The sequence below is a fragment of the Rhodococcoides navarretei genome (assembly GCF_038069675.1).
In the GTDB taxonomy this organism is placed as follows: domain Bacteria; phylum Actinomycetota; class Actinomycetes; order Mycobacteriales; family Mycobacteriaceae; genus Rhodococcoides; species Rhodococcoides navarretei.
Window position 1 is genome coordinate 4,339,380 of the sequence record NZ_JBBPCN010000001.1, and the last position, 13,030, is coordinate 4,352,409.

At 62.4% G+C, this 13,030-nt stretch carries 11 protein-coding genes; 6 read left to right on the forward strand and 5 right to left on the reverse strand.

The annotated features are described in order from the left end of the window. Positions 1 to 43 precede the first annotated feature (43 nt). The 4 genes from AABD04_RS20460 to AABD04_RS20475 form a co-directional block, all read right to left on the reverse strand. Entirely contained in the window at positions 44 to 580 is a 537-nt protein-coding gene (locus AABD04_RS20460) for a glyoxalase superfamily protein (RefSeq protein ID WP_219520300.1), read from the reverse strand. Between the two features lie 103 nt (positions 581 to 683). Next, on the reverse strand, positions 684 to 1,781 hold the full coding sequence (locus AABD04_RS20465; protein ID WP_206498880.1) for an IS110 family RNA-guided transposase: 1,098 nt from the start codon (positions 1,779 to 1,781) through the stop codon (positions 684 to 686). Between the two features lie 335 nt (positions 1,782 to 2,116). Then, positions 2,117 to 2,416, reverse strand: coding sequence for a hypothetical protein (locus AABD04_RS20470; protein WP_094722000.1), 300 nt, complete (start codon positions 2,414 to 2,416; stop codon positions 2,117 to 2,119). A gap of 54 nt (positions 2,417 to 2,470) precedes the next feature. Further along, on the reverse strand, positions 2,471 to 2,707 hold the full coding sequence (locus tag AABD04_RS20475; protein ID WP_341442294.1) for a hypothetical protein: 237 nt from the start codon (positions 2,705 to 2,707) through the stop codon (positions 2,471 to 2,473). Between the two features lie 560 nt (positions 2,708 to 3,267). On the opposite strand from AABD04_RS20475, the gene AABD04_RS20480 reads away from it, so the two are divergent. The 5 genes from AABD04_RS20480 to AABD04_RS20500 all read left to right on the forward strand — a co-directional run bounded on the left by AABD04_RS20480 (position 3,268) and on the right by AABD04_RS20500 (position 11,415). Next, positions 3,268 to 3,777 (forward strand): hypothetical protein, encoded by a 510-nt coding sequence (locus tag AABD04_RS20480; protein ID WP_341442295.1) that lies wholly within the window; start codon positions 3,268 to 3,270, stop codon positions 3,775 to 3,777. A 159-nt stretch (positions 3,778 to 3,936) separates the two neighbouring features. Continuing rightward, positions 3,937 to 4,581, forward strand: coding sequence for a hypothetical protein (locus AABD04_RS20485; RefSeq protein WP_341442296.1), 645 nt, complete (start codon positions 3,937 to 3,939; stop codon positions 4,579 to 4,581). An 81-nt stretch (positions 4,582 to 4,662) separates the two neighbouring features. Further along, the gene (locus AABD04_RS20490; RefSeq protein ID WP_341442297.1) at positions 4,663 to 5,331 is read left to right on the forward strand and encodes a hypothetical protein; all 669 of its coding nucleotides are present in this window, start codon (positions 4,663 to 4,665) and stop codon (positions 5,329 to 5,331) included. 217 nt (positions 5,332 to 5,548) lie between these two features. Next, positions 5,549 to 10,480 (forward strand): DEAD/DEAH box helicase, encoded by a 4,932-nt coding sequence (locus tag AABD04_RS20495; protein WP_341442298.1) that lies wholly within the window; start codon positions 5,549 to 5,551, stop codon positions 10,478 to 10,480. Then, a complete protein-coding gene (locus AABD04_RS20500; RefSeq protein ID WP_341442299.1) occupies positions 10,480 to 11,415 on the forward strand; it encodes a GIY-YIG nuclease family protein in 936 nt (311 codons plus the stop codon). Before AABD04_RS20495 ends, AABD04_RS20500 begins: the two co-directional genes overlap by 1 nt. 9 nt (positions 11,416 to 11,424) lie before the next feature. On the opposite strand, the gene AABD04_RS20505 is transcribed toward AABD04_RS20500, so the two are convergent. Continuing rightward, the gene (locus AABD04_RS20505) at positions 11,425 to 12,003 is read right to left on the reverse strand and encodes a recombinase family protein (protein ID WP_341442300.1); all 579 of its coding nucleotides are present in this window, start codon (positions 12,001 to 12,003) and stop codon (positions 11,425 to 11,427) included. Positions 12,004 to 12,362: 359 nt separating this feature from the next. Between AABD04_RS20505 and AABD04_RS20510 the strand changes: the two genes are divergently transcribed. After that, positions 12,363 to 12,911, forward strand: coding sequence for a recombinase family protein (locus tag AABD04_RS20510; protein WP_032375677.1), 549 nt, complete (start codon positions 12,363 to 12,365; stop codon positions 12,909 to 12,911). Positions 12,912 to 13,030: the final 119 nt, after the last annotated feature.

The window sequence follows — 13,030 nt, forward strand, 5'->3', positions numbered from 1 at the left end:
TCCGTGGGCGGGAGCAGTGAATCGTCTGTCAGTCGAGCATGTGTCAGTCGTCGAGTTCGCAGAAGCGCAGGGCGTTCTGGAACGGATCCAGTAGCTCGACGGTCGGTCCACCAGGTGCGGAGCGATCGATACCGGGTCGCAGAGTCACCAGATGGTCTCGCCGACGCAGCTCCCGGTGGAACGCCGCGATGTCGACCGTCGGCAGCCACACAGCGGCCCCTGGTGTTCCATCCCCGTGGTGTTGACTCAGGTCCAGGTGAACACCGCCACGGGTGACCCGCATGTAGAGCGGTAGATCGGCGGCGAAGCGATGCTCGAAGTCGACCTCGAATCCGAGGTAGTCGCAATAGAAGTTTCGTGTCGCGACCTCGTCATACACCCGCAGGATCGGAACAGCCGCCAGCGGACGGGGAGCGAGAAGAGCGGCGCTGCAGCTGTTCCAGTCTCGAAATCCGGCAGTGTGAGCGACGGCCTCGAGTGACTGGGCGTGGGTCAATTGTGCAGCACCTGATTCGGCCAGGAACTTTCGCAACGTTCGTGCAGCGGACTTCAACTCATCGATGGTCATGTGAACGGGCATCAGGGATCCTTCGTTGGAAGCACAACCGAGTCCGGATGCTCGCATTACCGGCGGTCAGCTGCTTCCTGACGGATTCCGATGGTGGACCCTCAGAGCAACGTGTTCACCGAACCCCGGACGGGGCGCGAGCGGCAGGTACGTCAACCTCTGCTGACATGCTGCCACATCCTGCGAGATCAGCGACGAGATCGTTGAAAACCTCCCGCGCCACGAACCGCTTGAGGCACCTGATGACGTCCTTCTTCGACAACCCGTCACCGCGCCGGCGTTGCATGTAGTCGATCGTGCGTTGGTCGTACCGCAGCCGACACACGGTGATCAAGTAGAGCGCTCTGTTCGCGGCGCGATCACCGCCTCGGTGCAGCCTCATCCTCGTCGTCTTGCCCGACGAGGCAGGAACAGGGGCGACACCGCACAACCGGGCGAACGCGGCCTCGGAATGAAGCCGGCCGATGTTCTGCCCCGCGGTCACCAACAACTGCGCCCCGTTGACCGGTCCTACCCCGCACGCTGCGCGCATCGTCGGAGCCGTCGCGGTCACCAAAGTGTCGAGCTCGCGCTCCAGAACGGCGATCTCCTCGGCCAGATCGCTGGCCCGGCGACCGAGAGTCCGCAATGTCAACTTCGCAGCTTGTTCCGGATCGGACAGGCGCGACAAGTCCGGACGCAACCGGGAGCACGCTTCGACGGCTCCCTTCCCCCGCTTGTAGGTGATCGACTCACGCAGAGCCACCGGGGCGGTGATCAGAACATCTTGAATCTGTTGCAGCGCAACGGTACGAGCGTTCACTGCCGACTCCCGCGTGAGAAGCAGCATTCTGATCGATTCCACCGCTCCGGTACTCGACTTCGGAACGATGGCGTCGGCTCCGGTGAGGACGTGCCGAGCAGCCATCTCCGCATCGAGGGCATCGTCCTTCCCACGGCGAGCCCGCGCATGTTTGTTGGTCGTGTTGATCTCCGCGACCGACATGCCACGTTCGAGCAGGTGACGCGTCAGTCCCGCAGCGTACGAACCGGTGCACTCGACACCGAAGCTCGCCGGAGTTCCGAACGTCTCCACCCATTCCGACAGCTCGTTGTAGCCCTGTGCTGTGGCTCCGAACTGGCGCGCTCCGAGCCTCCTTCCACCCCGTGTGAGCACAGCTGCGTAGTGAGTGTCTTTGTGTGAATCGATGCCGACGACGATGTCACCGTCCATGTGATCCGAGCCTTCCCGTTCGACGGACTCGGCGGGCCTTCCGACCGAGTTTCGCGCTGGGTGGGCGGACGCTGGCGGTGGACAAAACAGTGATGGGGCAGAGTCGCTTCAAGGTCCTATGAAGTCACGCCGCCAGGCCCGACCACCGACGAGCGGGCCGCTCGACACCGCGACGACGCGTCTTGGGAAAGACACACCGGTCACTTGTGCGGTAGGTCAATCGTGGTGCCTAGCGACCCTGTGTCCAGTGTTCACTGCTTGTGCGGGCATCAGGGGCGTTCCTTCCAGGTGGTGGGGTTGGTGCCCCGGTGCCGTCTGGCACCGGGGCGGGTGTTTTACCGGCGTGAGGTTCCGCGGACGATGTCGCCTTCGATGTAGGTGAATCCGTCTCCGCGGCCGTCACGGAGCGCGAAGTGGTAGTCCGCGTGGACCCAGACGGTATCGAAGTGTCCGGCGTCGGTGAGTGTGCCGAGTAGGTCTCGGTCGGCTCCGTTGGGGAAGAAGGCGACTCCGGACGAGGGCGGGTAGTAGCGGTTCAGGGTATCGATCAGGGATTCGACGCTCCGGCATTCTGCGGCCGCGTCGAGGGCCTTGTCGTAGGTGGTCCAGTAGTCGTCGATGTCGTTGGTGGTCATGGCCTTTGCTCCTCGGTCGCGGTGCGGGTCGGATGGGGGTGTGAGCGGGCCGGGTCAGTAGTCCTCGTCCCACTGCTCGCCTGCGTAGGTGGGGTCGAAGTCGGTGGGTGCGTGGGCCGGGTAGCGGCGTCGAAGGTCGTCCTCGAGGTCGAGACGGTCCTGCCAGTGCTTGTCACACCTCGGGTGCGCTACCCCGGTGCCGGACAGTGCGTCCCGGTAGTCGACGTCGCCGGTGCAATCGGGGCCGTCCGCGATGCAGGTAACGGTCTCGGTGTTCGTGCTCTCGGTCATAACTGTTGCTGCCCTTCGGAACTCGTGCCGAGTCGGTCTTGCGTCCTACCCCGCGTTCTTTCGCCGTCATCTGGCGTGAGGAGAGTAGGCGGCGCACGGGAACGGCGTCCTGACCCTGGGCCGGGAAGTTTTCAGCCGGAGGCGTTCGTGAAAAGTTTTCGGCGCCCGCAGGGCCGGAGCATCGCGGAGTCAGGGGTGGGTAAGGCGGGCCCGGGTGACGCAGACTCGCCGGCAGCCAGATGCCCGAAAGAACGATGCTCGTCTACGGTGCGGAGCGCAGCGGAGCTCCACTCAGGGGACACCGCAGGTGGCCGGCACCGCCGGCAGGCGGAATGCGCGACCTCGTCGACCTCGACAGGCGTCCACCCTCGACTTGTGGAGCACTTCGGGTAACTGTGCGGGAGCGACGAGGCCCGACCACGCTCGTAGCCGCGGTAGCGCCCAAGATGCATGCGGGGGCGGGCAACTTCTAGGTGTCCCCGCAGGCACAACGCGAAAACTATGGATAAAACTATACATAGTTCGTTGCACGACGGTCGATAGTTTGCTACCTTCTCTGCATGACAACAAACGAAGACACAGTGGCAGTGTTCACCGGCAAGAGCCTCGACTCGATTCTGGGTGAGGGTGGGTCTCAGTCGTGGAAACTGGACGCAGCGCGAGCCAGGAAGTGCCAGTACGTGGTGTGCACGCAGAACGCACACAACGTCGAGGCGTACGCGGACGGCACCGAAGATCACGGCAGCGCCTTCTTGGTCGGGCGGATCTCTCGGATCGTTCCCGCAACGGCCGGCGACCCCGCCCGGTGGAAGATTCAGTTCAGCGAATTTGCTCGGATCAGTGTTTCCGACGTCTGGACCGGCGACCGAAATCCGGTGCGGTACACCACGTTGGACGATCTGGGGATCGACCTGACCGATGCAAAGTTCGAGAAATTCGAGGATCAGTCCACGAGCACGCAAGCACCGACGACGGAGGTCGCCGCGTTGACGATCCGGCAGGCGAAGGCCGGTCTGGCGAAGACGTACGACGTCGATGTCGACGCCATCGAGATCGTCATCCGCGGATAGCCGAACGTGCGCCTGACTGTCGCAGGCAGCACCGGAACGTGTGTCGACTGCCTTACCCTCGCTCCTACGACGAACTGTGGTCGTCGATGACGAGATCTGTGCAGATAGGTCGGCGCTGGCCGGTAACGTCCGCTCTCATCGACCCAGAAGGGATCCACCATGATGGCGACGACGGACGCAGTCGATGTCGAGATGCTCGTCGAGTACCTCACGGCTGAGATCACTGAGATGCACGCTGCCCCGGACGGATGGCCGGGGCATGTGGAATTGGCGTTGATCGATGCGGTCCTGTCGATCAGAGCGGTCTACGGAGTCTCTGCCGACACGGGCGTACGCGGCGCGATCAAGAGGTACAAGGCCGAGTCCGGCAGGCCATGTTGGGACGACCTCGGTGTACTGGGCGAGGCCGACCCGCAGTGGCTTCAGACGGTGCTCGGCAACAAGCAGAAGACCGGGGGTGTGCCGAAGGCTGAGGCGATCGTCTCTGCTGCCGGCCGGCTCGCAGCGTCGGCCGCGCGCCACGCATCCGACATCGATCGGGACTCGGCAGCGCAGCGAGCCGCGTACTGCGGAACTCGCGGCTTGGGCCCGGTGACGTGGGACTACTTCCTCATGCTGGTCGGCCATGACGGCGTCAAAGCCGACACTCTCGTCACTCGATTCGTGGTGGAGGCGTTGGGTCGCGGACTCGGGAGCGAAGAAGTCTCACGGCTGGTGACCGACGCTGCGAGGCGGATGGACATGCCGGTGTCGGCACTCGACCACTCGATCTGGCGGCACATGAGTAGACATCGGAAGAGCTAGTTCCGTTCACCTGCCCGATCGAGGGAAAATTTTCATGGCCATCGATTTCGAGTTCATCGGCATCTCGACCCATCGAGTGCGATGCTGCACGACCACCACGGGACCCGGTATGCGGCCGACGTGGCCGAATGCTCGTCGATCGAGCTCACGAACCGCCTCGGCTCACTCGTGACAGCACCGAAGAGTGGCGACGAGCCCTTCACACAGCAGGGGCAGTCGATCGGATCGGACCTTCGCCAGTTCTGGCGTAGGGCGTGCTCGGATCTCATCGGGAACGCCCAACGCGGTGTTCTCGCCGAATACATCGTCGGACTCGCACTCGGATGCGTAGCCGATGGAGTCCGAGTGGAGTGGGATGCTTCTGATCTACTGCCCGAAGGGGGAATTCGCGTCGAGGTGAAATCGTCTGCGTACCTGCAAAGTTGGAAGCAGAAGAGGGTGTCGACGATCAGCTTCGGGATCCAGCCGACGAACGGCTGGGACGCGACGACGAACACAATTGCCGCGCAACGGAAGCGGCAGGCCGACGTCTACGTCTTTTGTGTCTTCAAACAGACCGATCGGGCCACCGCCGACCCGCTCGATCTAGACCAGTGGGACTTCTACGTGATGTCCACCCAGCGCCTCAACTCCACGTTCGGGGAGCAGAAGTCGATTGTGTTGAGCAGTCTGCTCTCGCACGATCCCGTCGAATGTTCGTTCTCCGGACTCGCCAGTGCTGTCCAGGCCGCGGCGCGCGACCAATCCTGACTCCGACCGAGCAGGCTCCGTGGCGACACGCCCCTTCGCACTCGAGAATTCGACACCGGAACTTTATGCGTCAGCGGCTCGACCAGGAAGACTCCGCTGGGCCACGACCTCTTCAGTGACCGAAACGCCGAAGAGTCCCCGTGGATGGCGGTTGTCGTCGATGTAAGCGGCATACTCGGTCTGATCGTCCCCGACGTTGAGGTGGTTTCGGTAGGTCATGGCGAGTGTGCACGAGGTTATCGAAGCGTTCCGCGGTGAGCCGTCGAATTCGGAGCGGGGCACCAAGTTCGAGCAGCTGATGGTTCGATACTTCGAGCTCGACCCGACGCTGTCGCAGCAGTACGAGCAGGTGTGGCGGTGGATCGACTGGCCCGACCGTCAAGGTAAGGCCGACACCGGCATCGACCTGGTCGCCCGCGAACGCGACACCGGCGACTACACCGCGATCCAGTGCAAGTTCTACGAACCGACCACCACGTTGAGCAAAGGCGATCTCGACTCGTTCTTCACCGCCTCCGGACAAACATTTCCCACCGCCGATGGGGATCGGTCGTTCACCAACCGCGTGATCATCTCCACCACCGACCGGTGGGGAAAGAACGCCGAAGACGCCATCAACCACCAGACCATCCCCGTCCAACGGATCGGCCTGGCCGAGATCGCCGAGGCCCCGATCGACTGGGACATCGCATGGCCGCAGGGCGAACTGACGGTCGAGTTGAGTGAAGCGATCCGCAACGAACCCCGCCCACACCAGGTCGAGGCGATCGACGCGGTCTTCGCCGGGTTCTCCGCCGGCAACGACCGCGGGAAACTGATCATGGCCTGCGGAACGGGAAAGACGTTCACCGCTCTGAAGATCGCCGAACGCACGGCCGCCGAGGCCGGCGGCAGTGCACGCATCTTGTTCGCCGTCCCTTCCATCTCCTTGCTTTCGCAGACACTGCGCGAGTGGACTGCGCAAACCCAGCTCGACATTCGCGCGTTCGCCGTGTGCTCGGACTCGAAAGTCTCCCGCTCCGCCGAGGACTACAGCACCGTCGACGTCGCGATCCCGGTGACCACCGACCCCGACAACCTCGCAGCGCACATGGCGCACCGCAAACGCTCCAAAGGGCTGACCGTGGTGTTCACCACCTACCAGTCCCTGCCGACGGTCGCTGCGGCGCAAGAGCTGGGGGTGGATCCGTTCGATCTGGTGATCTGCGACGAAGCGCACCGCACCACCGGTGTCACCGTCGCCGGTGCGGACGAATCGAACTTCGTCCGGGTTCACGACGCCGAGTTCCTGAAAGCGTCACGGCGGCTGTACATGACGGCCACGCCGCGGATCTTCGACGACGCCGTCAAGGAGAAAGCCGCCGACCACTCCGCCGAGTTGTCGTCGATGGACGACATCGACATCTTCGGCCCCGAGCTGCACCGCTTGTCCTTCGGTGACGCCGTCGAACGGGGACTGCTCACCGACTACAAAGTCATCGTGCTCACCGTCGACGAGGACCTCGTCGCAGCCCCTATGCAGAAACAGCTCGCCGGCAACTTCGCCGAACTCCAACTCGACGATGCCTCCAAGATCGTCGGCTGCTGGAACGGTCTCGCCAAACGCGCCGGCCGCTCCCCCGACGGAGACGGGTTCACTGTCGGCGCGCCCCCGATGAAACGGGCCGTGGCGTTCGCCAAGGACATCGCCGCCTCCAAGCAGGTCGCCGAAGTGTTCCCCGACGTGGTCGATGCCTATCGCGCCCTCCTCGACGAGAACGAGAACGACGGCGAACAGGTCGACGCCACCAACCGAGACCTTGTCGTGTCCGCGCGCCACGTCGACGGAACTTTCAACGCTCTGCGGCGTAACGAACAATTGTCGTGGCTCAAAGCGCCAGTCCCCGAGGGTGAATGCCGCATCCTGTCCAACGCACGCTGCCTGTCCGAGGGCGTCGACGTCCCGGCTCTCGATGCCGTGTTGTTCCTTCACCCCCGTAATTCTGTTGTCGACGTCGTCCAGTCCGTGGGCCGCGTCATGCGCCTCTCCCCCGGAAAGGACTACGGGTACATCATCCTGCCCGTCGCCGTGCCCGCCGGAGTGTCACCGTCGCAGGCCCTCGCTGACAACCGCCGCTTCAAGGTGGTGTGGCAAGTCCTCAACGCTCTACGGGCGCACGATGATCGGTTCAACGCGATGGTCAACTCCATCGCCCTCAACGCCACCACCAAACAAGCCAAAGCCGGCCAGGGGAACGATCGACTCCTGGGCGGCCACATCGGCCCGACCACCGACTCCGACGAAACGATCGGTGACGGACACCCCACCCCGGACACCGATCCGAAGCCGGACAACGGCGAAGGTGGGAGCGGTGGGGTGGCGTCGCAGATGGCGTTGTTCGCACTCTCGGAGTGGCAGGAAGCGATCTATGCGCGCATCGTCGACAAGGTCGGCACCCGCGTCTACTGGGAACAGTGGGCCGCCGACGTCGCCGACATCGCCGCCGCCCAGATCGCCCGCATCAACGCCCTCCTCACCGGTGCCTCGCCAGAGACAGCCGAGCAGTTCGAGAAGTTCCTCACCGGGCTACGTGACAACCTCAACGACTCCATCAGCCGCGACGACGCAATCAGCATGCTCAGCCAACACCTCATCACCAAACCGGTTTTCGATGCCCTGTTCGCCGGCCACGACTTCGCCGCGCACAACCCCGTCTCGATCGTCATGCAGCAGATGCTCGACACCCTCGGCGACGCCAACCTCGAATCGGAGACCGCCGGCCTCGACTCGTTCTACGACTCGGTCCGTATCCGGGCCTCCGAAGTAACCAGCGCTGACGGCAAACAGCAGGTCATCGCCGAACTGTATGAACGATTCTTCCGTGTCGCGTTCAAGAAGCAATCCGACGCTCTCGGCATCGTCTACACCCCCGTCGAGATCGTCGACTTCATCCTCCGCGCCGCAGACCACGTCTCCAAGGAGCATTTCGGGAAGGGCCTCACCGACACAGGCGTCCATATCCTCGACCCGTTCACCGGGACCGGCACTTTCCTCACCCGACTCTTGCAATCCGGGCTCATTCTCCCCGACGACCTTGCACGCAAGTACCGGGAAGAGTTGCACGCCAACGAGATCATGCTTCTCGCGTACTACATTGCGGCAGTCAACATCGAGACCACCTATCACGCTCTGGAAACCCCAAATGGCGAGGACGGGCAGTACGAGTCGTTCGAGGGAATCGTACTTACCGACACCTTCCAGATCTCCGAAGACGGCGACAGCATGGACGCGATCATGTTCCCGCAGAACAACGACCGCATCCTCAAACAGGTCGCAGCCCCGATCAACGTCATCCTAGGTAACCCGCCGTACTCGGTCGGGCAGGACAGCGCCAACGACAACAACGCCAACCTCAGCTACCCCACTCTCGACGCCCGTATCGCCGCGACCTACGCCGGCCGCTCGACGGCGCAGCTCAAGAACAGCCTTTACGACTCCTACTACCGCGCCTACCGATGGGCCACCGACCGCGTCGGCGACCACGGAATAGTCGCATTCGTCTCCAACGGAGGATGGATCGACGGCAACACGGCGGACGGAGTGCGGCTGAGCATGGCCGACGAGTTCGCCCACCTGTGGATCTACAATCTACGCGGTAACCAACGCACAGCCGGCGAACTCTCCCGACGAGAAGGCGGCAAGGTATTCGGCTCCGGAAGCCGTTCCACCATCGTCATTTTCGTCGGTGTTAAGAACGAAAAACACACAGGACCCGTACAGATCCACTACCGAGATATCGGTGACTACCTCGACCGCGCAGAAAAACTCCGCCTCGTCGAGACGAGCACCATCGAGAACCTCGAATGGCAGAGTGTGCAGCCGAACGCGCACGGCGACTGGATCAGCCAGCGAGACAGTACGTTCAGCTCATGGCCGGCGATCGCGAGCCGTGGCGCTACGGAAGCCGTCGTCTTCCGAACTTTCTCAGGCGGACTTAAGACCAACCGAGATAGCTGGGTCTACAGCTTCTCCTCGAACTCGCTCCGCGAACAGGTCGGCAGGACGCTCACCTTCTACCAAGCGGAACTTCATCGCGCAGAGGCTCAAAGGGGGAACGGACGCCTACAGGACGTGGTGAACCGCGATCCCAAGAGCATCTCGTGGAGCAGCTCACTGTTGGCGTCGATCGACGCGCATAGGGTCATTCGCGAAGAGGCTTCTTCATACCGCGAGAGCGCTTATCGGCCATTTCAAAGAAGCCATGTCTACTTTGACAAGTCACTGAATGACCGTCCTGGCAGGCTCCCTTCGATGTTCCCCACCCCCGACCACACGAATTTCGGCTTCTACGTCGTGGGAGCGGGCTCGGACAAGCCATTTTCGACGTTGGCGACGGACACGATCCCAGACTTGTCGTATTGGGGATCAGGCAGTGGGCAGTACTTTCCCCGCCACACCTACGAACGGGTCGACGGGGCCGCGGTCGGCGAGTTCGACTTTGGTACTTCAGCAGATGATTCGAGTGTCGACGAGTGGGGCTACCGACGGGTCGACAACATCACCGACGAAATCCTCCAGGTCTACCGGACTGCAGTGGGCGCTCCCGTGACCAAGGATCAAATCTTCTGGTCGGTGTACGGGCAGCTGCATGCCCCCGCCTACCGAGAGACGTATGCGGCGGATCTGAAGAAGATGCTCCCTCACATCCCCACCCCTGAAAGCTTGGAGCGCTTCACCCAGCTCGCCGACGCCGGCGAGCAGCTCGGCGGCCTTCATATGCGGTACGAGGACGTCGATCCGTACCCGCTCAATGTCGAGATAAAGGCCGGTGCCGACGAACACGATCGTGAGACGTGGCGAGTGCAGAAGATGAAGTGGCGCACCAAAGATGACCACACTGCGATCGTCTACAACCCAAAGGTCACCATCGCCGGCATCCCACCCGAGGCAGAGAAATACTTGCTCGGCTCACGTTCGGCGTTGGCGTGGATCATCGACCGCTACCAAATAAAGACCGACAAGGCGTCGGGAATCGTCAACGACCCTAACCTTTGGTGCGACGAACACGACGACCCGACCTACATCGTCGAGCTGATCAAGAAGGTCACCACCGTGTCCGTCAGGACGGTGGAAATCGTGAAGTCTCTCGATGCGAGGGGCGTCGGCTGATGGCGCGCGCACAAACGATTCAGATCTACCTGCCCGGCGGGAATCCGGCCGGCATTCGTGTCGCCAGCCTGACCACGAGGACCGTCCGCGTGTTCGATGTACCCCGAACGCTCCTGACCGAATTCACCAAGCTGTCAGTATCAAGACAGGTCGGCGTGTACTACCTGTTCGGTGATAACGACGACGACCGAACGGCCTACATCGGACAAACCGGCAACGTCAGTACACGATTGGGGCAACACTCCTCGAAAGACTGGGAACGGGCGATGGTCGCGGTGTCCCTGACCAACGAATGGACCTCCACACACGTGGCCTACCTGGAGTGGCTGTCGATACAAGCCGCTCGACGTGCAGACCGGTATACGTTGACCAACGGCAACGACGCCAGCAACCCGTTCACCCCGGACCCACTCGAGGCGGACTGCCACGAATTCTTGGACACGATCTCGATACTGCTGACCACGCTCGGCGCACCGATCCTCGACTCTATCCAACCGGCCAGCAGTGGATCGAGAAGAACCGACGAAGACACCACCGAGCTTCTCTACTTCAGCGAATCGGACCGTGCGGCAACGGGATACCTCACGACAGAAGGTCTTGTCGTCAAGAGCGGTTCTCGCGGCCGGCCGGACTTCCGCGGTGCCGCGACCGAACGCCTCAAGGCCACACGGGAGTCCCTGATTAGCAGTGGTCGCGCTGCATTGACCGATGAGGCTTTCGTATTTCAGGTCGACGAACTGTTCGACAGCCCCTCGGCGGCCGGCGCAGTTCTGGTCGGCGGAAGCAACAACGGTCGTATCAGTTGGAAGAACGCCGCGGGTGAGGACTTGAACATGCTGGAGGCGCGCGATCTGGCTCGCGTCCAGAAGGGGAGGGACGGAGACTCGGGCACGACGTCCGGATCTATCGACACGGATGTGGAGTCATCGACATAGTGGGGTCACTCAGCGCCGTGTCTGCTCGAAGTGTCGGTACAGGGTGCGTTTGCTGACACCGAGCACGTCGGCGATGTCTCCGATAGCACTGCCCTGGTTGCGCATTCGAGTCGCTTCACGTTTCTTCGTCGTCGACAGGGCCGGCGGACGGCCACCGACTTTCCCTCGTTCGCGAGCCGCGGCCAGACCGGCGTTGGTCCGCTCGCGAAGCAGTTGACGCTCGAACGAGGCAAGTGCGCCGAAAATATGGAAGATCAGCTCGCCGTTAGCGGTGCTGGTGTCGATCTGCTCGGTCACGGATGCGAACGCCACTCCCCTGGCCTTGAGGTCGGTGACGAGCTCGATCAGATGCGGAAGGTTGCGGCCAAGGCGGTCGAGCCGCCATACACACAGCGTGTCGCCCGCCAACAGTGTCTCGAGCAAATGGTTCAGTGCCGGCCGGACAGTCGTCGACCCGCTGACCGTGTCAGTGAAGATGCGCTCGCACCCGAACGCCGTCAGTGCGTCGCTCTGCAGAGCCGGAGTCTGTTCAGCCGTCGAGACCCTGGCATACCCGTATTTGTGTCCCACAAGGCCGAAGCGTGCCACAACTCACTGATATTCCCTGTTTTGACACTCCGTGTTTAGCCTACGTTTTTGGCACAGCTCCGGCGCTGGTGGACAGATTGGGTTGTCAGTTTCAGAAGACGAGTGCACGAGTTCAGAAGTGCGCTGCACTTGACACCTCTCAAGTAATCTAGCGAAAACGCTAGATTGCTCCTTTGGTGCTTTGACTGCCCGATTGTCCGAACCTAGGCGCTCACTTATGACTACGTGTCTTTAACCTTCGTTTTAGACACGCCCTGGATTTGACACGGCAAGGACGATGAGCGTGTGTGTCAGAACTCATGTTCAAAACCGACACGCCGAAATGTGTCCCTACGACGAGTTGTGACACACTCGACCCTGTGGGAGAACTTCTGGGCTACGCGAGGGTGTCGACGACCGATCAGAGCGCCGACGCGCAGAGCGAGGCCTTGAGCGCTGCCGGGTGTTCGAGAGTGTGGACGGAGACAGCGTCGGGTGCGACGACGTCTCGGCCGCAGCTGTCGGATCTGTTCTCGCATCTGCGGCGCGGCGACACGTTGGTCGTGTGGCGACTCGACCGTCTCGGGCGATCACTCCCCCATCTCCTCGAAACGGTCGAGCAGCTCGACGTCGATGGCGTCGGGTTCCGGTCGTTGACCGAAGCGATCGACACCACCACCTCCGGCGGAAAGCTGATCTACTCCATCTTCGGAGCATTGGCGGAATTCGAACGCAACCTCATCCGCGAACGCACCAACCTCGGACTGGCAGTGGCACGCGCCCAAGGGCGACTCGGTGGCCGACCACCGGCGATGTCCGGGACGCAAATCAAACAAGCGAAGCGAATGCGCACCGGCGGAATGTCACTCACCGACATCCGAGAAGTGCTCGGAGTGTCGCGATCGACGCTGTACCGGCACTTGAAATAGCCCACCGCCAATCGCCGTTTCTCGCACATGGCCCGCCGGGCCGATGCGAGTCAACTTCCGAAGCTGCCACCGTGGGGGTCTCGGGCACATCGACGACTTTGAAAATCGATGGACGCATG